The sequence below is a fragment of the Caulobacter segnis genome, assembly GCF_023935105.1.
GTDB classification, from domain to species: Bacteria; Pseudomonadota; Alphaproteobacteria; order Caulobacterales; family Caulobacteraceae; genus Caulobacter; species Caulobacter segnis_B.
The window spans coordinates 5,400,181-5,424,844 of the sequence record NZ_CP096040.1; the positions used below are offsets into that span (position 1 = coordinate 5,400,181).

Genomic DNA, 24,664 nt, shown 5'->3' on the forward strand with positions numbered 1-24,664 from the left:
GAGAACGCTGACGGACCTTTAAGACTATGAATATGACGTCTTTGCCCCGCCATGGCAGATACGCAGAGTTTTTTCGGCGGTTTGGTTAGGCCTAAAAAATCATGTACGGCCGCGTATGGCAACGCCGCACATGCAGAATCCATGGTAAATGCCGCGAATCTAACCGATTGCGCGTTTTAGGCGACCAAATAGTTCGAATAGTTCGCAGTGCGTTTGGTTAAATCTAGGCCACCGCAACCGCTGCTGTTTGAACCTGTTGTCTCTGAACAAGACAACCATACCAGCCGAGACCCGCATAAGTCTCGTAGCCGGGCGTCAATGCATAGCCGACCGTGATGTCGCCGTCGGCATAGCTTCCCATCGAACCGGACGAGACATCCAGCGGGAAGATTTCGCTGAGAACACCCTGGCTGTCGGACGAAGCCAATACGCGCCCCTTTTGGTCCAGCAGCATCACCCGCGAGCGTTCACGCTCCTCGGACGTCAGGCGCACACCGTCCACGACGGCCTGGGCCTGGGGCCGCCAGTCAAAATGCACGCCGAGCACGCCCAGCACCTCGCCCTTGGACTGGCCGCCGGCGCGGATCGCCGTGGCGTAGGTGGCCACCGGCGCATCGCCCAGCGCTTGGGAGCGCTCGATGTCGCAAGCCACGAAGTCGTCACCGCTGGCCGTGGCCATCCCGTCCTTGAACCATCGCGCCTCGGCCACCGAACGGCCGATGACGTTCGGATAGCGGCCCGGCCGGCCGTTGGCGACGATCCGCCCCTTGGCATCGCAGATCCACAGATCGAGATAGACGGTGTAGGCGTCGAGGATCACGCCCAGGCGCTCGTTGGCGTAACGGCTCGCGGCGGCGTCGTCGCTTTCGGCCAGGCACGCCACCACCGCCGAGTCGGTGGCCCACCAACGCACATCGCAGGTGCGTTCGTAGAGGTTGCGGTCCACGATCTCGATGGCGTTGAGAGCCAGATCCGCCAGACGCTGTCCCCGCATATGGCCCAGGATCGCCCCGCCGATGGCCGACAACTCGTCCAGGTCGGCGCGCACCTGGCTGTCCAGGGCGGCGGCCACCGCGTCGATCTCGGTCGAGATCTTCTTGAATTCCTCGGCGACGATGGCGAAGCCCTTGCCGGCCTCGCCCGCCCGCGCCGCGACGATCAGGGCGTTGATGGCCAGCATCTTGGCCGCGCGATTGACCCTGGCGATCTCGCCGATCTTTTCGCCCGCCACGCTGGACAGACGCTCAGAGAGATCAAGAATCCGTTCTGGACGGAGACTTGCGTCTTGTTCCATCCGTGCGCCCCCACGCGAAACACTTCGAGCGAATCAACTCGATCCTCGCAAGATGACGCCCTCGTCATCGCGGCGCGATGACACCAAAGGCCACACCCCAAGCCGGAAGGCCCGCACAACGCGAAAAGGCGCCGGAACGCCCGCGAAACGGGCGCCCGGCGCTTGGAAAGCGAGCACTTAGAACGGCGTTCTAGACGTCGACCTCGGCGTCGAGGGCGTTTTCCTGAATGAATTCACGGCGTGGCTCGACCAGATCGCCCATCAGGCGGCTGAACATGTCGTCGGCGTCGTCGGCGTGATTCACCCGCACCTGCAGCAGGGTGCGGGCCTCCACGTCCAGCGTGGTCTCCCACAACTGGTCGGGGTTCATCTCCCCCAGACCCTTGTAGCGCTGGATCGTCAGGCCCTTGCGGCCGGCGTCCAGCACCGCGTTCACCAGGTCCAGCGGCCCTCGCACGGTCGTCGACTTGTCCTTGCGGCGGAACACGGCCCGGCCCGCGAAGATCTCGGCCAGCTTGACGGCGCGCTCGGCCAGACGGCGAGCGTCGGCGGCGTGCAGCAGCACGTCGTCCAGCACCACACGCTCGGACACGCCACGGCGCACGCGGCTGAACACGAAGCCCGTATCGCCCCGTTCACCCGACCAGGGCCCGTCGCCCTCCTCGGCATAGAGGTCCAGGCGCGTGGCGGCGGCCGTGGCGTCCGGGGTCTCGCCCAGCAGGCCGGCCAAGGCCGCCTGCTCGATGGCCGAGGCCGGAGCGCGCGAAGCCAGGCGGTCGATATTGCCCTTCGCCGAACGGCACAGCTGCACCAGGGCCAACAGGTCCTGGCCGGTCATGCGCTCGCCCGAGGAGAGGTCCAGCTCGGCCCCGTCGACACCCTCGTCGACGAGGAAGGCGTCCATCTCGCTGTCGTCCTTCAGATAGCGCGAGGACTTGCCCTTAGCGGCTTTGTAGAGCGGCGGCTGGGCGATATAGATGTAGCCCCGCTCGATCAGCTCCGGCATCTGCCGATAGAAGAACGTCAGCAGCAGGGTGCGGATGTGGGCGCCGTCGACGTCGGCGTCGGTCATCAGCACGATCTTATGGTAGCGCACCTTGTCCGGGTTGAAGTCGTCGCGGCCGATGCCGGCGCCGAGCGCCGTGATCAGCGTGCCGATCTGGTCGGACGACAGCATCTTGTCGAAGCGGGCGCGCTCGACGTTCAGGATCTTGCCGCGCAGGGGCAGGACGGCCTGATTGTCGCGATTTCGGGCCTGCTTGGCCGAGCCGCCGGCCGAGTCGCCCTCGACGATGAAGATCTCGGACTTGGCCGGATCGCGCTCGGAGCAGTCGGCCAGCTTGCCGGGCAGGCTGGTGATGTCGAGCGCGCTCTTGCGGCGCGTCAGTTCGCGGGCCTTACGGGCCGCTTCGCGGGCCGCGGCCGCCTCGGCGATCTTGCTGACGATCTGCTTGGCTTCGTTCGGGTGCTCCTCGAACCAGGTCGAGAGGCCTTCGGAAACCAGGTTCTCGACGGCCGGCCGCACTTCGGACGAGACCAGCTTGTCCTTGGTCTGCGAGCTGAACTTTGGGTCCGGAACCTTGACCGACAGCACGCAGGTCAGGCCTTCCCGGGCGTCTTCGCCGCCCAGATTGACCTTTTCCTTCTTCATGATGCCCGAGCTCTCGGCATAGCCGGTGATGATCCGGGTCAGGGCCGCGCGGAAGGCCGAAAGGTGCGTGCCGCCATCCCGCTGCGGGATGTTGTTGGTGAAGCACAGCATCTGCTCGTGGTAGCTGTCGTTCCACCACATGGCGAGGTCGACCTCGACCTTGTCCTTGGTCCCCTTCACGACGATCGGGGCCTTCAGCAGCGGGGTCTTGGCCTTGTCCAGGTGACGGACGAACGCCTCGATGCCGCCCTCGTAGAACAGCCTTTCTTCCCACGGCTCGGCGTCGCGATGGTCCTTGAACCAGATCGTCACGCCCGAGTTCAGGAACGCCAGCTCGCGCAGGCGGTGCTCCAGGGTCTTCCGGTCGAATTCGATGAACGCGAAGGTGTCGCGCGACGGGAAGAAGGTCACTTCCGTGCCCGACAGGGTCTCGCCGGCCTTCGGGCCGTCCTCGCGCACCGGCGAGTCGCCGGTCACCTTCAGCGACGTCACCGCGTCGCCGCGCTCGAAGCGCATCTGATGGACCTTGCCATTGCGGTGGATCAGCAGTTCCAGCCAGTCCGACAGGGCGTTGACGACCGAGACGCCGACGCCGTGCAAGCCGCCCGAGACCTTGTAGCTGTTCTGGTCGAACTTACCGCCGGCGTGCAGCTGGGTCATGATGACCTCGGCCGCCGAGACGCCTTCGCCCTCGTGGATGTCGGTCGGAATGCCGCGGCCGTCGTCGGTGACCGTCACCGAGCCGTCGGCGTTGAGGATCACCTGGACCTTGGTCGCGTGACCGGCCAGGGCCTCGTCGATGGCGTTGTCGACCACCTCGTAGACCATGTGGTGCAGGCCCGAGCCGTCGTCGGTGTCGCCGATGTACATGCCCGGGCGCTTGCGGACCGCGTCGAGGCCCTTCAGCACCTTGATCGAATCCGCGCCGTACTGGGCGGCGGCTTCCTCGGTGGTCATTTCCGGGGTCGGCGCTTCGGGAACTTGGTCTTCGGTGTTCTCGGTCATTCGTCTTCCAGAGCTATGCGCCCAGTGGGGTAAGGCCGGTGTCGCCCACGCGAACACCTAATGCCCGACCCTTGAGATGGTCGAACAGCGACTCGTCCGTGCCGGTGAGGAAGGCCTGGAGCTTGAGCGCCGTGAGTTCGTCGGCCAATGCGGCTCGTCGGGTAAGATCGAGATGCGCGGCGACTTCGTCGAGTAGTATTACAGGATTCGGCGCGGATTCCGCACCCGAAAGTCGCGCCGCCTGGGCCAGAACGAGGTTCAGAATCAGCGCTTTCTGTTCGCCGGTCGAGCATTCCGCGGCCGGACGGTCTTTCTCGACGTGGAAGATGGCCAGATCGCCCCGGTGAGGACCGGTCAGGGCCCGCCCGGCGGCTCCGTCGCGGGGCCGCGCGGCGGACAGGGCGGCGGCCAGCCGTTCCTCGATCTCGGCAAAGGGAAGCCCGCCCAGAGCCAGCTTTTCCCACTCGCCGCTCAAGGTCAGCCGGGCCTGGGGGAACGGCCTGTCGCCGCGCCCGTCGATCTCGCTCTGCAAGGCCTGAAGGGTGCGGGCGCGGGCCTGGGACATCAGGGCCCCGCTCTCGGCCAGCCGCGCCTCCAGGGCGTTCAGCCAGTCCGCGTCGGGACTGGTTCCCGCCTCATAGGCGTCGGTCAGCAGGCGCATGCGCTCGCGCTGGGCCTTGTCATAGGCGTTGGCGTTGGCCGCGTGGGCCGGCTCGCCCGCGAAGACCAGGCGATCGAAGAAGCGCCGTCGCTCGGACGCGGCTTCCAGGAACAGGCGGTCCTGGGTCGGAGTCAGCCAGATCGGGCGCACCAGGTCCGCCAGACGGCCGGGCGGGACGGTCTCGCCCTCGATCCGCACCGTCCGGCGGGCCGCCCCGCCCTGCTCGACGCCGGTGCCGATCCGCACGGGAGCGTCGTCACCGCTCTCGATCTCGGCCGCTACCGCCCAGGCGCGCCCCACGGCCTGGCCCGGCAGCCTGCGGCCGACCTCGGCCATGCTGGCCCCGCGTAGGCCCTTGCCGGGGGTCAGCAGGCTGATGGCCTCGAGAAGATTGGTCTTTCCGGCCCCGTTGGCGCCGAACAGATAGACGCTGCGCCCCTCGGTCTCGAGGCGGGCGCGCTCGTACGAGCGGAAATCCGTCAGGGTCAGGGAAAGCAGAGCGGCCGACGCCATGAGCGCCTAATAGCATTTCGGGGGCGATGCGCAGCCCCCGGACTTCAGACCAGTCGGCTACGCCCTCTCAGCGCCAGATGGGCCAGGGTGTGGACCTCGCCCCGCGCCATGTGCAGGGCGTGCCGCCCGAAGACCAGGAGGACGGCCCAGAGGCCGACACTCATCAGAACGACGCCGAAACGTTCCCAGGCGATACGCATGTTCATCTCCACGTCGAGCCCGACGGGGATGCGCCCCGATCGGGACCGCACGGGGTCGGGATCGGGGCGAAAGTTGGACTGGTGAAACCTATCCGATCTTGTAGCCGCAGAGCTTGTTGCCATCGAGGTCGCGGAAATAGGCGAAATAGGCCTTGGGCATCCGCGCGCCGGGCGAGCCCTCGTCCTTACCGCCCAGTTCCAGGGCCTTGGCGTGGAAGACGTCAACCTCCTCGACGGTGTCGAAGGCGAAGCCGCCCATCATGCCGTTGCCGATACAGGCCGGATTGCCGTCGAACGGGCCCAGCACCCCGAACATGCAGCCGTCGCCGCGATAGAGCCGACCGCCGGACGGATGCTCGAACAGCGGCTTGAAGCCGATCGAGCCGAGGAGACCGTCATAGAAGGCCTTGGCCTTCTCCAGGTCGTTCGACCCCACCGTCACATAGTTCACCTTGGCCATGGGCCGCCTCCCGTTTTGATATGAAACGGACCTTAGCGCCCTTATGAGCCCACGCAATATGACCCTTGCGTCAGCCTTGTCGGTTCTCCCAGAGCGCCCGGTGACCATAGACCCAGGCGCCGACATCCGCGAAGCGATCGGCGACGATGGCGCAGGTCCGCACCCGTCCCGACTTAGTCGTCGTGATCCAGCCGGCCCGTTCCAGGATCTTCAGGTGCTTCATGAACGAGGTCAGGGCCATGTCGAACGGCGCGGCCAGCTCGCCAACGCTCGCCGGACCCTGGCCCAGCCGACTCAGGATCGCTCGCCGGGTCGGATCGGCCAGCGCCTGGAAGGTGTCGTCGAGCGTTCCGGCGGGCTTGTCCACGCAGCGCCCCGCTACTGGGCCGGTGAGACGCCCAGCACCTTCTGCAGGAACTGGGTCTCGACCTCGCGGCGGCGGTCGTTGTTGGCTTTCTTGAGGAAGCCGTGGCCCTCGTCCTTGAACTGCACGTACCAGGTCTCGATCCCCTTCTCGCGCAGCTTGGCCACCACCTGATCGGACTCCGACTTGGGCACGCGCGGGTCGTTCCAGCCCTGCATGACCAGCATCGGCTTGGTGATCTTGCCGACGTTGTTCATCGGAGAGATCGTCTCGAAGGCCTTCAGCATCTTCGGGTCGCGCTCGTCGCCATATTCGGCCCGGCGCAGGTCACGGCGGTAGGCCTCGGTGTTCTGCAGGAACGAGACGAAGTTCGAAATCCCGTAGCGCTCGACGCCGCCGGCCAGGCGGTCGGAATAGTGGGTCATCACCGCCAGCGACATGTAGCCGCCGTACGACTGGCCGTAGACCACCACTCTATTTGGATCGAGGTCGGGCTGCGTCCTGATCCAGTCCAGCAGCGCGCCGATGTCCTTGACCGAGTCCTCGCGCTTCTCGGCGTTGTCGAGATTGAGATAGGTCTTGCCGTAGCCGGTGGAGCCACGAACGTTGGTGACGATCACCGCCGCGCCCAGCTCGGCCACCGTGTGCTGGTGGAAGGCGTTGAAGGTCGGGCGCGACTGGCCTTCCGGCCCGCCATGGATGTCGATGATCACCGGCGCCCGCTGGCCGGCGGCCAGCTTGGGCCGATAGACAAAGGCCGGGATCGAGCGCTTGTCGAACGACGGGAAGCGGACCAGCTCGGGCGTCGCCAGGGCCTTTGGGTCCAATCCGCCAAGCTCCGAGGCCGTCCAGCGTTCCAGCTTGGCGTCGGTCACGCCCCAGCTCCAGGCGTCGCTGGCCGCGGTCGGGGTGGCCAGGCTGAAGCCCAGCTTGGCGCCGTCGGGCGAGAAGGCGATGCTGCTGACCACGCCGGCCGGCAGTTGCGGCTGCGGCAGGGCGCGGCGGGTGCGGAAGTCCTGCGTCACCAGCTTCGAATAGCCGTCCTCGTTGACGACATAGGCCAGGATGCGGCCGTCGTCGGACAGGGCGAAGTCCTCGATGTCCCAGGGGCGCTCGCCCGAGAGGGTGACCTTGGCGCCGGTGGCCAGGTCGATCTGAACCAGGCGCAGGAAGTCCGAGCCTTCGTCCGACAGCAGCAGCACCGACCTGCCGTCCGGCGTGAACTTGCCGCCGTCGTAGGCGATCTTGGCCTTGCTCGGGTTCAGTTCGGTCAGCTTGCCGGTGGCCACGTCGAGCAGCCAGCGCTTGCTCTCGTTGATCGAGAAATAGCGACCCAGCAGCACCGTCTTGCCGTCGGGCGACACCGCGATCGGCGAGACCTGACCCTGGCCCTTGTAGATCACCTTGGTCGCGCCCGACGAGTCGCGCATGAGCACATCGTAGTCGGCCGAGCCCTTCGTGGCGCGCGACCAGACCAGCACCGAACCGTCCTTGGACCAGGCCGGCGACTGGTTGCGCGTTCCGGGTTCGGTCAGCTGGACCGTCTTGCCGTCGGGCTCGCGCAGGAACAGCTGGAACCACTCATCGCCGCCGGTGTCCTTGGAGAACAGGATCTGGCCGCTGGGCAGGGTGTTGGCCGCGCCGACAGGCTCGTCGTAGAAGGTGATCTGGCTGCGATCGGCGCCCGGCCCAGCCACGAGGTGCAGCTGGTTGGTGTTGCCGAAGCGGGTCATGACGACCATGCCGCCCGTCGAGGACCAGTCGTCGAAATAGGCCGAGCGGGCGTTCTGGTAGCGCGCCAGGCCTTCGCGGATCGCGGGCGACGCGACCGGCACGTTCTCGAGAATCTGATTGCCGATCTCGCGGCGATCAACCTGCTGGGCCAGGACGGGAATGGCGGCGGCGAGGGCCAGGACGGCGGCCGAGGCGGCCAACAGCTTCTTCATGACGGAACCCCGAAAGCAGAACGGACGCCCGAAAGCGCCCGTTCATTGTTCTTGAAAAGCCAGCGCGCGCGATCAGACCCGCAGCGGCATCAGCACGTATTTCACGCCCGGATCCACCGGATCGACCACCAGGGTCGGGCTGGCCGGGTCGGCGAAGCGGAACTCGGCCTGCGGGCCGGCGATCTGGCCGCAGACGTCCAGCAGGTAACGGGCGTTGAAGCCGATTTCGAAGGGCTCGCCGTCGTAGTCGACCTCGACCTCTTCCACGGCCTGGCCGGCTTCCATGTTGCGGACGGTCAGGGTGATGCGGCCCGGCTCGATGGCCAGCTTCACCGAGCGGCTCTTCTCGGCCGAGATGGTGGCCACCCGGTCGACGGCCTTGGCGAACAGGTCGTTGTCCAGGGTCAGGATCTTGGCGTTGTCGCGCGGGATGACGCGCAGATAGTCCGGGAAGGCGCCGTCGATGACCTTCGAGGTCAGGGCGGCCTGGCCGAACTCGAAGCGGACCTTCTGCGGCGACAGCTGGACGTCGACCGTCTCGCCGGCCGATTCCATCAGGCGGCGAGCCTCGGCGATGGTCTTGCGCGGCACGATCACGCCCGGCAGGCCGGCCGCGCCCTCGGGCGCCGGCATCTCGGCCAGGGCCAAGCGGTGACCGTCGGTGGCCACGGCGCGCAGCTTGGTCTCGCCGCCTTCGTTGACCGTGTGCAGGTAGAGACCGTTCAGATAGTAGCGGGTCTCTTCGGTCGAGATCGCGAAACGGGTCTTGTCGATCAGGCGGATCAGTTCGTTGGTGTCGACCGCGATGCGGTTCGACAGGCCGTCGCTGCTCATCACCGGGAAGTCGCCGGCCGGCAGCACCGGCAGGTTGAAGCGCGAGCGGCCGGCCTGGATGACCAGGCGGGGGTCGTCGCCGCTGAAGGTCAGCGAGACGTCGGCGCCGTCGGGCAGCTTGCGGACGATCTCGTACAGGGTGTGCGCAGGAGCCGTGATCTGGCCCGGGACGTCGATCTGGGCGAAGCCCTCGTCGATGATCTCCATGTCCAGATCGGTGGCCGAGAACGACAGACGGTCGCCGTCGGCCGACAGCAGGATGTTCGACAGGATCGGAATGGTGTTGCGCCGCTCCACGACGCTCTGCACATGCCCCAGCGCCTTCAGCAGCGCCGCCCGTTCGATCGTAAGCTTCATAATCCGGTCCAGAACGCGGGAACGGGGGCGTGCGAAAGAATCCTCGGAATCGCCCCGCCCTCCCGTGGTGAAGGGACCGCCGACATTATCGCAAAGCGCGAAGGGCGAAAGGGGGCGCGGCGGTCATTTCCGCGCCCCGCGCGCCTTAAAGTCAGGCTTTCGTGTCGAACGCGCCGCCCGAGCTGTCCTCATCCGCCCCGGCCCCGGCATAGGGGTTGGCGGAAGCGCCGGCCTGTTCGTCGCCCGATGCTCCGACTTGGGGGCCCGTCGAACCCTTGGCGGCGACAGCGACCATGGCCGGGCGCACCAGCCGGCCCATCAGCTCGTAACCGGCCTGCAGCACGGCGACCACGCCGCCGGCGGCGACCTCGGTCGAGGGCTGTTCGGTCACGGCCTGGTGCAGGTGAGGATCGAATTTCTCGCCCTGGGCCGGGTCGATCTTCTTCAGGCCGTTACGTTCGAAGGCGCTCTGCAGCTCCTTCTCGGTCATCTCGACGCCGATGATGAAGTTCTTCACGGCCGCGTCGGTCGATTCGCGCGGGCTGTGGGCGGTGGCGCGCGATAGGTTGTCGGCGACGCCCAAGAGGTCGCGGCCGAATTTCTGGATCGCGTAGGCGCGCGCGTCGTTCATCTCGCGCTCGGCGCGGCGCTTGGTGTTCTCGGCCTCGGCGGCGTAGCGCAGGGCCTGCTCCTTCAGGGCGGCCACCTCCAGCTTCAGCGCCTCGATTTCCTGCGACGCGTCATCGGCTTCGAAGGCGACGTCTTCAGCCGGCGTTTGCTCGTCGGTCATCTCGTAAAGTCCTTATCCATCCATCATCCGCCCCAGCACCCGGGCGGTATAGTCCACCAACGGAATGACTCGGGCGTAGTTCAACCGCGCCGGACCGATCACGCCGATCGCGCCCAGCACCTTCTGACGGCCCGTCATATAGGGCGCCGCGATCACCGAGGAACCCGAAAGCGAAAACAGGCGCGTTTCGGCCCCGATATAGATGCGAACGCCCTCGGCGTCGCGCACGTCGTCCAGGAGCCCGATCAGTTGCCCCTTCTGCTCCAGGTCGTCGAACAGCTGGCGCACGCGATCGATGTCCTCGCGGGCCCGGGCGTCGGCCAGCAGGTTGGCCTGGCCGCGCACGATCAGCGAGCGGGCGTCGCCCTCCCCGCCGCTCCAGGCCGCCAGGCCATCCTCGACCAAGCGCGCGGCGGTCTGGTTCAGCTGGCGGCGGGCGGCGTCCAGCTCGGCGTTCATCTCGCCGCGGGCCTCGCTCAGGGTGCGGCCGCGCAGGCGGGCGTTGAGGAAGTTGCTGGCCTCCTGCAGCGCCGAGGGCGTCACGCCCGGCGCCTGGCGCATCAGCCGGTTCTCGACCTGGCCGTCCTCGAACACCATGACCGCCAGCACCTGGCCGCCGCCCAGCGGCACGAACTCCACGTGCTTGACCCCGCCCTCGCGGACAGGGGTGACGACGATGCCCGCCCCGCCGGCCAGGCCGGAGAGCACGGCGCTGGCTTCCGCCAAGGCTTCCTCGAACGAGCGGCCCTTCACGGCCAGTCGCGCCTCGATGGCTTGCTTGTCGGCCTCGGCCACGTCGCCGACCTCCAGCAGGCCATCGACGAACATGCGCAGGCCCGCGTGGGTCGGCATCCGCCCGGCGCTGGTGTGCGGCGCGTCCAGCAGGCCCAGCTGCGCCAGATCCTGCATGGTGTTGCGGATCGAGGCGGGCGACAGGGCCAAGCCACCCTTGGAGATGGTGCGCGACCCGACCGGCTCGCCCGTCTCCAGATACGACTCGACGACGCGGCGGAAAATGTCGCGGGCGCGGCCGTCCAGCTCGGTGAGGCCCGGCGTAGGCACGATCGGCCCCGGGAAGAGATGGGTCATGCCATCTCGCCCCTGGGGGGAGCCCGCGAGGGCGTGTCGTTTGGGACCCGGTCGGCGAACAAAAGCAGGCGGCCTCATTCAAGTTCGGCTCTCAATAGGATAAGCGGCCCGTCACACGTATTCAAATGTCCCGGAGTTTCCGCATGCGTCCGTCCGAACGCGCCCCCGACCAGCTGCGCGCCGTCACGCTGGAAACCGGCGTCAACCGCTATGCCGAGGGCTCCTGCCTGATCGCGTTCGGCCACACCAAGGTGCTGGTCACGGCCACGGTCGAGGAGAACGTCCCCGGCTGGCTGCGCAACAAGGGCCAGGGCTGGGTGACGGCCGAGTACGGCATGCTGCCCCGCGCCACCCACAGCCGCGGCCGCCGCGAGGCCGCCGCCGGCAAGCAGACCGGCCGCACCCAGGAGATCCAGCGCCTGATCGGCCGCTCCCTGCGCGCCGTCGTCGACCTGAAGGCCCTGGGCGAGCGACAGATCACCCTGGACTGCGACGTCGTCCAGGCCGACGGCGGCACCCGCACCGCCGCCATCACCGGCGCCTGGGTCGCCCTGCGCCTGGCCACCAAGTACCTTCTGGACGAGGGCGTGTTGAAGACCGACCCGATCCTGGGCCAGGTCGCGGCCGTCTCGTGCGGCGTCTTCAACAACGTCCCGGTCCTCGACCTCGACTACGAAGAGGACTCCAGCGCCGAAGCCGACAGCAACTTCGTGCTGACCGGCGCGGGCGACATCGTCGAGATCCAGGCCACCGGCGAGAAGCGCGGCTTCACCCGCGCCGAGTTCGAGGCGCTGTACGGCCTGGCTGAAAAGGGCATCAACGAGCTGTTCGTGATGCAACGGGCGGCGATCGGGGCCTAACCTTTCCCCGGCTCTTGCCGGAACGGGGCGGCGGTCCCAGATTCCTATCCTGAAGGTTTAGGAGTTCCCGGTGACCACCCCGTTCGAAGGCCATGAAGTCGAAGCCCGCCTGCGTCCGTCGGCTGACGCCTATCGCTTCGACCTGGACCTGGCGCTGGCCTCGATGGTCGCGCTGGAGGCCCAGGTTCCGCCCGACGCCTACACGGCCGACATTCTGGGGACCGAACGCGTCGGCAACGGCGTGGTCGTCGGCCCCGGCGGCCTCGTTTTGACCATGGCCTATCTGATCACCGAGGCCGAAGAGGTCGTGCTGACCCGCAACGACGGCCGCCGCGTGCCGGCCCACGTGCTCGGGCTGGACGCCCGCTCGGGCCTGGGCCTCGTCCAGGCGCTGGAGCCGCTGGACCTGCCGGTCATGACCATCGGCTCGGCCAAGAGGCTGGAGACCGGCGACGCGATCATCGCCGCCGGGGCCGGCGGCCGCGCTCACGCCGTGGCCGGCAAGGTCCTGGCTCGCATGCCGTTCGCCGGCTACTGGGAATATCTGCTGGACGATGCGATCATCGCCGGTCCCGCCCACCCGCACTGGAGCGGCGCGGCCCTGATCGGCCCCAAGGGCGACCTCGTGGGCCTGGGCTCGCTGACCCTGGAAGGCCGCGACCAGAACGGCGACGCCCGCCCGATCAACATGTTCGTGCCGGCCGAGCTGTTGCCGCCCATCCTGCACGACCTGGCTCGCGGCCAGGCCCCGCACCCGCCGCGGCCGTGGCTGGGCGTCTTCGCCCAGGAGATGGAGAACCACGTCGTCATCGTCGGCATCTCGCCCAAGGGTCCGGCCGCCCGCGCCGAGCTGAAGGCCGGCGACCTGATCCTGGCCGTCGACGGCCAGCCGGTCTCGGACCTCGCCGAGTTTTACGAAGCGATGTGGAGCCTGGGCGACGCCGGCGTCGGCGTGCCCCTGAAGATCCTGCGCGAAGGCGACGCGTTCGAGGTCGAGATCCGCTCGATGGACCGCGCCAGCCTGCTGAAGAAGCGGCGGCTGAATTGACGCTCGATCCCCGATGACAAAAGGCCCCTGGGACCAGCCCGACACCCCGCCGACATCCCTGCCCCGACCGGCCGCCGGGCCACCGGTTCCAAGCCATCGCGTGTGGCTGTGGCTGGGACTTCTGGTCGCCGTCGGCGTGCTGGTCGCAGCCTTGATCCGCGCCTATCCCGAGGCGATCCAGACCGGCCAGGACCAGGCCAACCTGTTCCTCAAGCTGAGCGTTGTGGTGCTGGTCTCGACGGCGCTGCTGCGCGGCCTGCAGGGCTCGCCGCGCCAGTACCTGAAATACGCGGCGATCTGGACAGGGGTCATCGCGGTGCTGGCCCTCGGCTACGCCTATCGCGCCGAACTGTCGGGCGTCCCGCAGAAGCTGAAGCTGGCCTTCAACGTCGGCGCGCCCGTCGCGGTCGGCGAGCGGACCCTGGTCGTGCCCCAGGGCGAGGACGGCCACTACGTGGTCGACGGCATGGTCAACGACCAACGCGTGCGGTTCATCGTCGACACCGGCGCGACCGAGACCGTGCTGAGTCCCGCCGACGCTCGTCGGCTGGGCATTCCGGTCGATACGCTGAACTATGGCTACGAGTCCGAGACCGCCAACGGCAAGGGCTACAGCGCCGCCTACGACACTACCCGCTTGGAGGTCGGGTCGATCAGGCTCGAAGGTTTCCGGGTGATGGTCAACAAGGCCCCGATGAGCGGCTCACTGCTGGGCATGAGCTTCCTGAGCCGTCTGGACGCCTTCGAATTCCGCGACCGTCAGATGATCCTGAAATGGCGCGAGGACGAGAAGGGCCGGGCCTACTAGTCCTCGTCGTCCGCGTCCGCCGGACCGTATTCGAACGTCAGCAGGTCACCGGGCTGGCACTGCAGTTCTCGGCACAGGGCGTCCAGGGTCGAGAACCGCACCGCCCTCGCCTTGCCGGTCTTCAGGATCGAGAGGTTGGCGATGGTCACGCCGACCCGGTCCGACAATTCGGTCAGCGACATCCGCCGTTCCAGCAGCACGCGGTCGAGGTTCACGCGGACGGGCATACGGCGGTCGCTCCGGTTCAGATCGTGAGTTCGGCTTCGCGGCGAAGGCGCGCGCCCTCGCGGAAGACCTCGGCCAGGACGAAGACGACCAGCACCGAGAACCACGCGGTCAGGGTGAAGCTGTCGTCGATGACCTTGGCCTTGGGGGCCAGCCAACGGGCCATGCCCGAAAAGACGTAGCGGCCGACCTCCAGCCCGGCGAGCACCAGGCCGATCAGGCGCAGGCGCACGACGTTGTCGGGATGGAAGGGGTCGCCGGCGGTGAGGGTGGCGAAGATCTTGCGCAGCCGCTCGACGATCACCATCCAGCCGCCCAGCAGCAGCGCCCAGGCCGCCAGGGCCCCGGCGAACAGCGCGCCGTTGCGGCTGACGGCCTCGACAGCGTCGCTAATCGGCAACATCGAGGCCAGGAGTTCGGGATTGAAGCTGAACAGCAGGGCGACCAGCGTGAACAGCGACAGCAGGCTGACGAAGATCCATAGCCCGACGTAGATCACGTCGAGGATGATCTTCAGGAAACTCGAAACGGAGCCGGGCCCCAAGGCGCGCATGGCTGCTCCCCAACAGCGACGCTCAAATGCCTCGCGTGGCGAGGAGACGTCAAAAGCTAGGGCTTGGAAACCCCGGTGATCTCTCGTGAACCCTCGTCCGGCGCCTAGAGCGTCCGCACCACGAACGCCACGGCCGACACCGGCACGGCCACGATGAGCGCGGCGGTGATCACGGTCATGACGACTTTGTCGGCGATGCGGAACAGGCGGGCGGAGGACATCTTGTTTTCCAGTTTGAGAGACATGGCCCGGGCCGATCCATTCGGCCCTCGCCATGGATCAACAAATAGGACCCGCTTTGCGTTCCGCCAACCTCGATTATCGAAAAACGATATTAAACTACCGTAATGATGCGGACGGGCAAACGACAGTTGCCGTAAGGTCACACCGCCCGCACGGCATCGCTCCGCGCCAAACGCCGCGCATCGCGTTAAAGGAGCCTCGACGCACGCATTGCCAACGGAGTGAACGATGCCGCTGACGCTTGAAAAGGGCGCGAAGCTCGTGGCCGCGACCCACAATCCGGGCAAGGTGCCCGAGATCGCCGCCCTGCTGGACGGCCGCTTCGAGATCGTCACCGCCGGCCAGTTGGGCCTGCCCGAGCCGGAGGAGACGGAAAGCACCTTCGTCGGCAACGCCCTCCTGAAGGCTCGCCACGCCGCCGACCTTTCCGGCCTCCCCGCCCTGGCCGACGACTCCGGTCTGTCGGTCAAGGCGCTGGACGGCGCGCCGGGGATCTACTCGGCGCGTTGGGCCGGTCCCGGCAAGGACTTCGCCATGGCCATGGACAAGGTCGCCGAGCGGATCGAGGCGACGGGGACCGAGGACTACGCGGCCTGGTTCACCTCCGCCCTGGCCGTGGCCTGGCCGAACGGCCCGGCCGTGGTGGTCGAGGGCCGCGTCGATGGGAGCCTGGTGTTCCCGGGTCGCGGGACCCGCGGCTTCGGCTACGATCCGGTCTTCATCCCCGCAGGCGAGAGCCTGACATTCGGCGAGATGGAACCCACCGCCAAGGACGCCATGAGCCATCGCGCCCGCGCCTTCGCCAAGCTGAAGGCGGCGCTGTTTGACTGATCCCCGCGCGGGCCACCCTCATCGACCTGACGAGGGCCTGGGCGTCTATGTCCACTGGCCCTATTGCGCGCGCATCTGCCCCTATTGCGACTTCAACGTCGTCCGCGACCGAGGCCGCACCGACGAGCAGCAGGCCCTGGCCGACGCCATCGTCGCCGACCTGGTCGCCCAGCGCGCCCTGACCGGCGACCAGCCTCTGCTGTCGATCTTCTTCGGCGGCGGCACGCCCTCGCTGATGGATCCGGCCCAGGTCGCCCGGGTGATCGACACCGCCAAGGTCCTGTGGCGGCCGACCCCCGACCTGGAGATCAGCCTGGAGGCCAACCCGACCGACGCCGAGGCCGACCGCTTCGCGGCCCTGGCCGACGCCGGGGTCCAGCGGCTGTCGCTGGGGGTTCAGGCCCTGGACGACGCCGCGCTGAAGGCGCTGGGCCGCAACCACGACGCCGGCGCGGCGCGGCGGGCGATCGCGGCCGCGACGCGGGCCTTCCCGCGCCTGTCGATCGACCTGATCTACGCCCGTCCGGGCCAGACCGACGCCGCCTGGCGCGCCGAGCTTTCCGAAGCTATCGCCCTAGGCCCCGAGCACGTCTCGCCCTATCAGCTGACCATCGAGCATGGCACGGCCTTCGATCGGGCGGTGGGGCGCGGGACCTTGGTCGTGCCCGACGAGGACCTGGCCGCGACCCTGTTCGAGACGACGCAGGAGATCCTCGAGGCCGCCGGCTTCGACGCCTACGAGGTCTCCAACCATGCGCGGGGCGAGGCCGCCCGCTCGCGACACAATCTGGTCTACTGGCGTGGTCGCGACTATGTCGGCGTCGGCCCCGGCGCGCACGGACGCCTGACCCTGCCCGCCAATCCTGGTTTGGGGGGGCGCGCGGCGACCATCGCCCACCGCGCCATCAAGACCTATGTCGCCGCCGTGGCCGACACGGGCGTCGGCTTCGAGCGCGAGATCCTCGCCGCCGAAGAGGCCGCCGAGGAGCGCCTGGTTCTGGGCCTGCGAATCGACGAGGGGGTCGGTTTCGACGAAATGGCCCCCCTGGGCCTCTCGCCGTCCCTGCCCAAGGTCCGCGATCTGGTGGAGGCCGGCCTGCTGGCCGACGACTCCAATCGATTGCGCGCCACTCGGACGGGTCGCCTCGTTCTGGACCGGCTGACAGGAACGCTCGCGACCTGATATGCCTTCTCCGCGAGCACAAGGGACATCCATACGTTGAGCCGTCAGCTTCCCCCGCCAGCCCTGTCGGACGCGCCCTTGGCGCCCGGCCTCTATCTGGTGGCGACGCCGATCGGCAACCTGCGCGACATCACCCTGCGGGCGCTGGACGTGCTGGCCGGCTGCGACGTGCTGCTGGCCGAGGACACCCGCGTCACCGGCAAGCTGCTCTCGGCCTACGGGATCCGCACCCGGCTGGAACGCCACGACGAGCACGTGGCCGAACGGGCGATCCCCGGCATTCTGGAACGGCTGGAGGCCGGCGAGCGCGTGGCCCTGGTTTCGGACGCCGGCACCCCCATGGTGTCCGACCCCGGCTATCGTCTGGCGCGCGAGGCGATCGCGGCCGGCCATCCGGTGATCCCGATCCCCGGCGCTTCTGCCGCTCTCGCGGCGCTCACCCTGGCGGGCCTCCCCACCGACCGCTTCCTGTTCGCCGGGTTCCCGCCGCCCAAGAGCGCCGCCCGCCGGACCTTCCTGGAAGAGTTCGCCAACACCCGCGCCACCCTGATCTTCTACGAAGGCGCTTCGCGGGTCGCCGACTGCCTGGCGGACATGGCCGTCGTGTTCGGCGGCGACCGGCAGGCGGCGGTGTGCCGTGAACTGACCAAGCTCTACGAGACCTGCGTGCGCGGCCCGCTGGACGCGCTGGCCGCCGACCCGCGCTTCGAGGCCCCCAAGGGCGAGATCGTCATCCTGGTGGGTCCCGGCGCGGAGAAGGTCGCCAGCGCCGACGACGCCGAGGCCGCCCTGCGCGAGGCCATGGCCCGCCTGCCCCTCGGCGAAGCCGCCTCCGAGGTCGCCAAGGCCCTGGGCCTGTCGCGCAAGGACCTCTATCGCCAGGCCCTGGCCTTGAAGGAGCGGACCTGATGGTCGCCGGCGTCCGTCAAGCGCGCGGCGCCGAGGCGCGCAAGCTGGGACGCCGCGCCGAGGTGCTGGCGGCGCTGTGGCTGATGGCCAAGGGCTATCGGATCCTGGGCTTCCGCCTGGCCACGCCGCTGGGCGAAATCGACCTGCTGGCGCAACGCGGCAAGGTGATGGCCGTTGTGGAAGTCAAGCAACGAACCACGATCGAGGACGCCCTGGACGCCGTGACGCCGACCCAGCGTGACCGCCTGCATCGCGCCGCCGCCCATCTGGGCGCGCATCGCGCCGGGCTGCGCGACCTGATCGTCCGCCTGGACCTGATCGCCCTGGCGCCCGGCCGCGCGCCGCGCCACCTGCCAAACGCCTGGCCGGATGGCTTCATGACGGGAGGCCCGGCATGACGCGCGACGAGGCCGAGGACATCCTGACCCGGGCCGGCGAAGGTCCCGACGAGACCTTCCCGTTGTTCGAGGCCGCCTTGGCCTGCGCCATCCACGACGATCCCGGCCGCGACGCCACGCCGGCCATCGACCTGGCCCGCGACGCGGTCGAGCGTCTGCGCCGCCGCGCCGAGACCGAGTCGCCCGAGGAAGCCGTGGCCGAGACCCTGGCCGGCGACCTGCGGCTGACCGGCGACGTCCTGACCTACGATCATCCCGACAACGCCGACGTCATCGCCATCGCCGATCGCCGCAAGGGCCTGCCGGTGGCGCTGGGCGTCTTCTACCTGCACGCCGCCCGCCAGGTGGGGCTGGAGCTGTTCGGCGTCGACTTCCCCGGTCACTTCCTGCTGCGCATCGAGACCGAAGAAGGCCCCCTGGCCCTGGATCCATTCAGCGAAGGCCGGGTGGTGCTGCCGTCCGAGCTCTCGCGCCGAGCCCTGCGCACCGGCCTGATGCCCGACGTCGCCTCGCGGCTGGAGTTGCTGATGGCCCCGATCTCGGATCGCGCCGTGCTGATCCGCCTGCAGAACAACATCTTCGCCCGCGCCCAGCAGGCCAAGGACTGGCCACGCGCCGAGCGCTCGGCCCTGCGCCGCGCCCTGCTCAATCCCGCCGACCACCGCCCATGGCTGGACGTCGCCGCCGCCCGCGAGGGCCAGGGGGCCTTGGCGGGGGCTCTGCAGGCCCTCTCCCGCGCCCAGATCCTGGACGGCGGCGCGGCGATCGCCGCCAGAGCCGCACGCGAACGCATGCGGCTCAGACTCAACTAGGTAGGGGCGCCGCGCGAGCGGATGCGGCTCAGGCTGAACTAGCGTTCCGGACAAAACGGCTTAACTAGGCTCCATACAAAGCCCAGGAGCCCCCATGTCGCTGCGAGTCGCCGTCCAGATGGATCCCGTGCTGGGGATCAACATCGACACCGACACGACCTTCCTGATGATGCTGGAGGCGCAGGAGCGGGGCCACAAGCTGTGGTTCTATACGCCCGACAAGCTGTCGCTGGAGGACGGGCGGGTGTTCGCCCGGGCCCAGCCGCTGGAGGTGTTCGCCGAGAAGGGCGCGCACGCCAAGTTGGGCGAGACGGTGGTGCTGGACATGAAGGACGACATCGACGTCGTGCTGATGCGCCAGGATCCGCCGTTCGACATGGCCTACATCACGGCCACGCACTTCCTGGAGAAGATCCACCCGCACACCCTGGTCGTTAACAACCCGGCCGAGGTGCGCAACGCGCCCGAGAAGCTGTTCGTCACCGATTTCCCGGGCGTGCAGCCGCCGACCCTGATCACCTCGGACCACGAGGCGATCTACGACTTCCGCGCCCGCCACGGCGACATCGTGCTGAAGCCCCTCTATGGCGGCGGCGGTTCGGGTGTGGCGCGGCTGCTGGCCGACGACCCGAACCTGGACGCCCTCTTGGAACTGCACGCCATGATCGGCCGCGAGCAGGTCATCGCCCAGAAGTTCGTCCCAGCGGTCAGCAAGGGCGACAAGCGCGTCCTGCTGGTGAATGGCGAGCCCGTCGGAGCCATCAATCGCGTGCCGGCCGAGGGCCAGGTGCGCTCGAACCTGCGGGTCGGCGGCCGCGCCGAAGCCGTCGCCCTGACGGCCCGCGACCTGGAACTGTGCAAGATCATCGGACCCGAACTAAAGCGTCGTGGACTGATCTTTGTCGGCATCGACGTCATTGGCGAGTATCTGACGGAAATCAACGTTACGTCGCCCACCGGCGCGCAACAGCTCAAGCGATTCACCGGCGTCAACGCCGCGGCCGTACTCTGGGATCATATCGAGGACATTCGCCGCAACGGTGGGTAACTCTGCGCAATGACGCCAATTTCCTAAATTGTTCGTTTTTTGTTCCTGCTCCATTTCGCAAGCTATGCTGTGAGTTGTGGATAAAATCCATTAGCCACGGGGGTTTGCGATGGCCGCCAGAGTGGTCACCGTCGCGTTCGAGGGCGTCGAGGCTCGGCGCGCCGGTGCGCCGGTGCGCCGTAGCAGCGCGTTCCCGCAGCATCATTCATCGAAGTGTTCTGGATGCCACCACGGCGCGGAAACCGCTGCATGTGGCCGACACCTCCACTTTGGCTGTCGTCCCTTCGATGCGTTCAGCGGTGTAAACGCCCACCTGGCGCAGTTGCTTGACCGATGAGCTGAATGTGCCGCGTCATTCTCGCCCGTTCCGCGAAGACCCGCTTTGAGCAAACGGCGTTCGCTTAAATTTCCGTGGCTTGACCCCCCGTTAAGGCGCGGCGGCTAAGCTCATACGCCATGAGCGATCCGAAACCCGGCGTCACGCCCGAGCAGCTGGCCACCCTGAGCCACGAGTTCCGCACCCCGCTGAACGGCGTGCTGGGCATGGCCCGCCTTCTGGAAAACACCAAGCTGACGGCCGAGCAACGGTCCTACGTCACCGCCCTGCGCGAGAGCGGCGACCATCTGCTGTCGCTGGTCAACGACGTGCTGCACTTCGCCCGCCTGGGCGCGGCCTCGATCGAACTCAGCCTCGCCCCGGTCGATGTCGAGGGCCTGCTGCGTCAGGTCGCCGAGCTGATGAGCCCGCGCGCCCACGAGAAGGGCGTCGAGATCGCCTGGACCGCGCCCTCGCCCCTGCCGGTCATCCGGGCCGACGAGGGTCGCCTGCGCCAGATCCTGCTGAACTTTGCCGGCAACGCCGTGAAGTTCACCGAGGCCGGCGGCGTCTTGCTGACGGCCACCGCCATCGAAGGCGGCCGCATTCGCTTCTCGGTGGCCGACACCGGGCCGGGCGTCGCCCCCGAGGCCCGCGCCCGCATCTTCGAAGCCTTCGTCCAGACCGACATCACCCACGCCACCCAGCTGGGCGGGGCGGGCCTGGGCCTGGCCATCGTCGCCCGCCTGGCCACCGCCATGGGCGGCGAGGTCGGGGTCGGCGGCGAGCTGGGTCAGGGCGCCGAGTTCTGGTTCGAGGCCCCGTTCGAGAGCGTCGCCCCGGCCGTCCGCGAGACCCCGCTGAAGGGCCGCAGCGTCGCCATCGCCTCGCCCAACGCCATCGTCCGCGCCGCCACCGCGCGCCAGATCGAGACCGCCGGCGCCCGCGCCTTCGTCGCCGTCGACATCGCCTCGGCCGTGTCGGGCGCGCCGGCCGACGCCGTGCTGCTGATCGACCAGGCCCTGTCGGGCCCGCGCGGGGCCCTGAAGCTGCCGCCGGGCCGCAAGGCCGTGGTGCTGCTGACCCCCGAACAGCGCGACCACATCGCCCCGCTGAAGGCCGCCGGCTTCTCGGGCTATCTGATCAAGCCGCTGCGCGCGGCCTCGATGGTCGCCCAGGTGCTGCAGGCCGACGCGACCCAGGGCGAGGACGGCGGCGCATCGGCCGACGCCTCCGCCCATGACGACCGTATCGCCGGCGCCGTGGCCCACGGCGTGCGCGTGCTGCTGGCCGAGGACAATCCGATCAACGCCCTGCTGGCCCGCACCCTGCTCGAGCGCGAAGGCTGCAAGGTCGATCGCGTCGCCGACGGCGAGCAGGCCGTGGCGGCCGCCGTGGCCGGGGCCTACGACCTGATCCTGATGGACCAGCGCATGCCAGGCATGTCCGGCGTCGAGGCGGCGCGCGCCCTGCGGGCAAAGGGCGTCACCGCCCCGATCGCCGCCCTGACCGCCGACGCCTTCGACGAAGACAAGCGCGCATGCCTGGCCGCCGGCATGGACGACTTCCTGGTCAAGCCGCTGACCCAGGAAGCCCTGCGCGACGTCCTCAAACGCTGGACGCCCGGCAGCGCCGGGGGCGGCGTCGCCAGCCGCTGGACGAAACCTGCGACGCGAGCCAAGGTCGCCGGCTAGCAGGCCGGGGGCGCTTCTCCCCGCAAGGGGATCGCGATGACCGACGACGCCAAGCCCAAGGAACAGGGGCCGCGGGAGAAGAAGACCCTTCTCCAGACCCTCGCCTTCTTCGGCGAGCGGCGCAGCCTGGTGATGCTGGGCCTCGGTTTCGCGTCCGGCCTGCCGTTCATGCTGATCTTCGACACCCTGTCGCTATGGCTGCGCGACGCAGGACTGTCGCTGACGGTGATCGGCTTCTTCAGCCTGGCCACCCTGTCTTTCTCGTTCAAGTTCCTGTGGGCCCCGCTGATCGACCGCGCCAAGGTGCCGGTGCTGCACAATCTGGTGGGCCATCGCCGCGCCTGGATGCTGGTGTGCCAGGCGGTGATCATCGCCGGCCTGGCGGGAATCTCGGCGCTCAATCCCGTCGCCAACCTGCCGCTGATGGCGCTGACGGCGGTGATCGTCGGCTTCGCCACCGCCACCCAGGACATCGTCATCGACGCCTGGCGGATCGAGGTGGTCGACACCGAACGCCAGGGCCAAATGGCCGTGGCCGTGCAGTGGGGCTATCGCGGCGCGATGATCGCCGCCGGCGCCGTGCCGCTGCTGCTGGCCGAGCACTTCAACTGGAACATCTCGTACCTGTTCATGGCCGGCGCCATGCTGGTCGGCGTGATCGCCACCCTGTGCGCCCCGCGCGAGCAGGCCCACACCATCCGCGAGATTCACACCGACGGCATCAACCAGCCCAAGCCCCTGGAGGTCGGCGAGTGGCTGGTACGCCTGGCCATCCTGCTGGTCGGCGCCCTGCTGGTCGGCTCGGGCCTGTCGGGCGACGCCAGCCTGCTGTCCAAGTTCGCGGGCGGCGAAGCCCTGGAAGCCGCCTGGAAGGCCAAGCCCAATGGCGTCTGGCTGCAGCTGCTGGGCGTACTGGCCGGCCTGGTGGTGATCATCGTCGCCGCCTGGCCGATTCCGAAAGTTCCGACCAAGCCGGGCGTCTATCTGTCCACGGCGCTCGGTTCGCCGCTGAAGGACTTCATGACCCGCTTCGCCGGGGTCGCCGGCCTGATCCTGGCGACGATCTGCGTCTATCGGGTCTCGGACTTCGTGCTCAACATCATGAACCCGTTCTATCGCGACATGGGTTTCACGCTGACCGAGATCGCCGAGATCCGGAAGGTGTTCGGCATCATCGCCTCGATGGCCGGGGTGTTCCTGGGCGGGGTGATCGTCGCGCGGCTCGGCCTGATGAAGGCCCTGATCATCGGCGCCTTCGCCCAGCCGATCAGCAACCTGATGTTCGCCGTCCTGGCCATGAGCGGCCACAACACCGGCATGCTGTTCGCCTCGATCTGTATCGACAATATCGCCGGCGGGATCGCGGGCACGGCGCTGATCGCCTACATGTCCAGCCTGACGACGGCGGGCTTCACCGCCACGCAGTACGCCCTGTTCTCGTCGCTGTACGCCCTGCCCGGCAAGCTGATCGCCTCGCAGTCGGGCCGCATCGTCGAGGCCTCGGCCCAGGCCGCCGAGCACGGCGGGCCGATCGGCCTGCTCAAGGGCCTGTTCACCCGCCTGCCGCCCGAGAGCTTCACGGCCGCCGGCGCCAAGCTTGGCGTCAGCGCCCAGGCCATGGCGGCGGGCTACACGACCTTCTTCATCTACACGGCCCTGATCGGCGTGGTGGCGATCGTGCTGTCGTTCATGGTGGCGGCGCGGCAGAAGCCGCTCGAGACCGAGACGGCCTAGACCGCCAGACACACCACCTGAGCCACCCGCAGGTCGCGGCGCAGCCCGTCGGCCACGCGGCCATAGTTCTCGGTGGTGATCGGCTCGCTGGACGAGAATTCGGACGGACTGGGCCGGCGGCGCGGACCCAGCAGGGTCTTCAGCGTCTCCGGCGCGGTCGTGTAGATGCGACCCCGGCGCGGCGCTTCGGCGACGGTCACCCCGATCACCCGGCCGGCGGCGTCCAGGGCCGGCGCGCCCGACAGGCCCGACAGCGTCCCCTTCAGCGTATCGGTGCGGCCGACCTCGGCCCAGACCAGCACCGGCTCGGTGCGGGCGCCCCGCCCATGGACGACCAGGTTCTCGCGGCCCAGGAGGCGCGAGGCGGCCTCGCCCGGATGGCCCTGCGGGAAGCCCGGATGGTAGGCGCGCGCGCCCCGGCGCAGCGGCTGGTCCAGGCCCAGCGGCACGGCCGGCGCCCCGCCCTCGGTGGTCAGGATCGCGGCGTCGGCGGTCGGATCGACGGTGATCCGGGCGGCCACGCCGCGCCCGTCGGCCACGACGATGGCGGCCGACTTGCAGCCGTCGACCACATGGCGCGCGGTCAGCCAGGTTCCGTCGTCCCCGACCGAGAACGCCGTGCCCGAGCCGGGCTCGGGCCGGTCTGGCACCTGGACCACGATCGAGGGATCGAACGGCGAGGACGGCCCCAGCGGCAGCCCCTCCTCGCCCGGCACCGGCGGCGGCGGCGGCGGCGCGTCCGAGCGCTCCTGCCGGCCGACGGCGACGATCAGCAGGGCGCTGACCGCCGCGGCGTAGACCAGCCAGTCGGGAAGCTTGGGGAAATGCACCGTTACGC

General features: G+C 68.6%; 24 protein-coding genes and 1 pseudogene. 11 read left to right on the forward strand and 14 right to left on the reverse strand.

Annotation, left to right across the window (positions count from 1 at the left end):
• Positions 1-223: 223 nt before the first annotated feature.
• The 10 genes and pseudogenes from MZV50_RS25045 to hrcA all read right to left on the reverse strand — a co-directional run bounded on the left by MZV50_RS25045 (position 224) and on the right by hrcA (position 11,164).
• A pseudogene (locus MZV50_RS25045) lies at positions 224-1,362 on the reverse strand (methyl-accepting chemotaxis protein).
• A gap of 122 nt (positions 1,363-1,484) precedes the next feature.
• On the reverse strand, positions 1,485-3,950 hold the full coding sequence (gene gyrB, locus MZV50_RS25050; protein WP_252632048.1) for a DNA topoisomerase (ATP-hydrolyzing) subunit B: 2,466 nt from the start codon (positions 3,948-3,950) through the stop codon (positions 1,485-1,487).
• Positions 3,951-3,963: 13 nt separating this feature from the next.
• Positions 3,964-5,124 carry a DNA replication/repair protein RecF gene (gene recF, locus MZV50_RS25055; protein ID WP_252632049.1) on the reverse strand — a complete coding sequence of 387 codons (1,161 nt, stop codon included), beginning with the start codon at positions 5,122-5,124 and terminating at the stop codon, positions 3,964-3,966.
• 44 nt (positions 5,125-5,168) lie between these two features.
• Positions 5,169-5,324 carry a hypothetical protein gene (locus MZV50_RS25060; protein WP_252632050.1) on the reverse strand — a complete coding sequence of 52 codons (156 nt, stop codon included), beginning with the start codon at positions 5,322-5,324 and terminating at the stop codon, positions 5,169-5,171.
• A gap of 88 nt (positions 5,325-5,412) precedes the next feature.
• Positions 5,413-5,784 (reverse strand): VOC family protein, encoded by a 372-nt coding sequence (locus MZV50_RS25065; RefSeq protein WP_252632051.1) that lies wholly within the window; start codon positions 5,782-5,784, stop codon positions 5,413-5,415.
• A gap of 70 nt (positions 5,785-5,854) precedes the next feature.
• On the reverse strand, positions 5,855-6,151 hold the full coding sequence (locus tag MZV50_RS25070; protein ID WP_252632052.1) for an ArsR/SmtB family transcription factor: 297 nt from the start codon (positions 6,149-6,151) through the stop codon (positions 5,855-5,857).
• A gap of 11 nt (positions 6,152-6,162) precedes the next feature.
• The gene (locus MZV50_RS25075; RefSeq protein ID WP_252632053.1) at positions 6,163-8,094 is read right to left on the reverse strand and encodes a S9 family peptidase; all 1,932 of its coding nucleotides are present in this window, start codon (positions 8,092-8,094) and stop codon (positions 6,163-6,165) included.
• 72 nt (positions 8,095-8,166) lie between these two features.
• Positions 8,167-9,285 (reverse strand): DNA polymerase III subunit beta, encoded by a 1,119-nt coding sequence (gene dnaN / locus MZV50_RS25080; protein ID WP_252632054.1) that lies wholly within the window; start codon positions 9,283-9,285, stop codon positions 8,167-8,169.
• Between the two features lie 151 nt (positions 9,286-9,436).
• Positions 9,437-10,075 carry a nucleotide exchange factor GrpE gene (gene grpE, locus MZV50_RS25085; protein WP_252632055.1) on the reverse strand — a complete coding sequence of 213 codons (639 nt, stop codon included), beginning with the start codon at positions 10,073-10,075 and terminating at the stop codon, positions 9,437-9,439.
• A gap of 12 nt (positions 10,076-10,087) precedes the next feature.
• Positions 10,088-11,164, reverse strand: coding sequence for a heat-inducible transcriptional repressor HrcA (gene hrcA / locus MZV50_RS25090; RefSeq protein WP_252632056.1), 1,077 nt, complete (start codon positions 11,162-11,164; stop codon positions 10,088-10,090).
• Between the two features lie 143 nt (positions 11,165-11,307).
• On the opposite strand from hrcA, the gene rph reads away from it, so the two are divergent.
• The 3 genes from rph (at position 11,308) to MZV50_RS25105 (ending at position 13,880) form a co-directional block, all read left to right on the forward strand.
• Complete coding sequence (gene rph / locus MZV50_RS25095) at positions 11,308-12,024, forward strand: ribonuclease PH (RefSeq protein ID WP_252632057.1); 717 nt, start codon at positions 11,308-11,310, stop codon at positions 12,022-12,024.
• 70 nt (positions 12,025-12,094) lie between these two features.
• Positions 12,095-13,072, forward strand: a complete 978-nt coding sequence (locus MZV50_RS25100) for a S1C family serine protease (protein WP_252632058.1) — start codon at positions 12,095-12,097, stop codon at positions 13,070-13,072.
• 13 nt (positions 13,073-13,085) lie between these two features.
• Entirely contained in the window at positions 13,086-13,880 is a 795-nt protein-coding gene (locus MZV50_RS25105; protein WP_252632059.1) for a retropepsin-like aspartic protease family protein, read from the forward strand.
• On the opposite strand, the gene MZV50_RS25110 is transcribed toward MZV50_RS25105, so the two are convergent.
• The 3 genes from MZV50_RS25110 to MZV50_RS25120 all read right to left on the reverse strand — a co-directional run bounded on the left by MZV50_RS25110 (position 13,877) and on the right by MZV50_RS25120 (position 14,879).
• On the reverse strand, positions 13,877-14,107 hold the full coding sequence (locus MZV50_RS25110; protein ID WP_252632060.1) for a helix-turn-helix domain-containing protein: 231 nt from the start codon (positions 14,105-14,107) through the stop codon (positions 13,877-13,879). The two genes, MZV50_RS25105 and MZV50_RS25110, sit on opposite strands and share 4 nt — an antisense overlap.
• Before the next feature lie 17 nt (positions 14,108-14,124).
• On the reverse strand, positions 14,125-14,658 hold the full coding sequence (locus tag MZV50_RS25115; protein WP_223392657.1) for a DUF2975 domain-containing protein: 534 nt from the start codon (positions 14,656-14,658) through the stop codon (positions 14,125-14,127).
• Positions 14,659-14,762: 104 nt separating this feature from the next.
• Positions 14,763-14,879 (reverse strand): hypothetical protein, encoded by a 117-nt coding sequence (locus tag MZV50_RS25120; RefSeq protein ID WP_252632061.1) that lies wholly within the window; start codon positions 14,877-14,879, stop codon positions 14,763-14,765.
• A gap of 250 nt (positions 14,880-15,129) precedes the next feature.
• On the opposite strand from MZV50_RS25120, the gene rdgB reads away from it, so the two are divergent.
• The 8 genes from rdgB (at position 15,130) to MZV50_RS25160 (ending at position 23,826) form a co-directional block, all read left to right on the forward strand.
• Entirely contained in the window at positions 15,130-15,732 is a 603-nt protein-coding gene (rdgB, locus tag MZV50_RS25125; RefSeq protein ID WP_252632062.1) for an RdgB/HAM1 family non-canonical purine NTP pyrophosphatase, read from the forward strand.
• On the forward strand, positions 15,725-16,915 hold the full coding sequence (gene hemW / locus MZV50_RS25130) for a radical SAM family heme chaperone HemW (RefSeq protein ID WP_436792193.1): 1,191 nt from the start codon (positions 15,725-15,727) through the stop codon (positions 16,913-16,915). Before rdgB ends, hemW begins: the two co-directional genes overlap by 8 nt.
• A gap of 36 nt (positions 16,916-16,951) precedes the next feature.
• Positions 16,952-17,824, forward strand: a complete 873-nt coding sequence (gene rsmI / locus MZV50_RS25135; protein WP_252632063.1) for a 16S rRNA (cytidine(1402)-2'-O)-methyltransferase — start codon at positions 16,952-16,954, stop codon at positions 17,822-17,824.
• On the forward strand, positions 17,824-18,222 hold the full coding sequence (locus MZV50_RS25140; protein WP_252632064.1) for a YraN family protein: 399 nt from the start codon (positions 17,824-17,826) through the stop codon (positions 18,220-18,222). Before rsmI ends, MZV50_RS25140 begins: the two co-directional genes overlap by 1 nt.
• Positions 18,219-19,034, forward strand: coding sequence for a SirB1 family protein (locus MZV50_RS25145; protein ID WP_252632065.1), 816 nt, complete (start codon positions 18,219-18,221; stop codon positions 19,032-19,034). Before MZV50_RS25140 ends, MZV50_RS25145 begins: the two co-directional genes overlap by 4 nt.
• Positions 19,035-19,128: 94 nt before the next feature.
• The gene (gene gshB, locus MZV50_RS25150; RefSeq protein WP_252632066.1) at positions 19,129-20,082 is read left to right on the forward strand and encodes a glutathione synthase; all 954 of its coding nucleotides are present in this window, start codon (positions 19,129-19,131) and stop codon (positions 20,080-20,082) included.
• Positions 20,083-20,538: 456 nt separating this feature from the next.
• Entirely contained in the window at positions 20,539-22,092 is a 1,554-nt protein-coding gene (locus MZV50_RS25155) for a response regulator (RefSeq protein ID WP_252632067.1), read from the forward strand.
• A 36-nt stretch (positions 22,093-22,128) separates the two neighbouring features.
• Positions 22,129-23,826: an AmpG family muropeptide MFS transporter gene (locus MZV50_RS25160; protein WP_252632068.1), complete on the forward strand. Its 1,698-nt coding sequence runs from the start codon at positions 22,129-22,131 to the stop codon at positions 23,824-23,826.
• On the opposite strand, the gene MZV50_RS25165 is transcribed toward MZV50_RS25160, so the two are convergent.
• Positions 23,823-24,656 (reverse strand): S1 family peptidase, encoded by an 834-nt coding sequence (locus MZV50_RS25165; RefSeq protein WP_252632069.1) that lies wholly within the window; start codon positions 24,654-24,656, stop codon positions 23,823-23,825. The genes MZV50_RS25160 and MZV50_RS25165 overlap by 4 nt on opposite strands.
• Between the last annotated feature and the right edge of the window lie 8 nt (positions 24,657-24,664).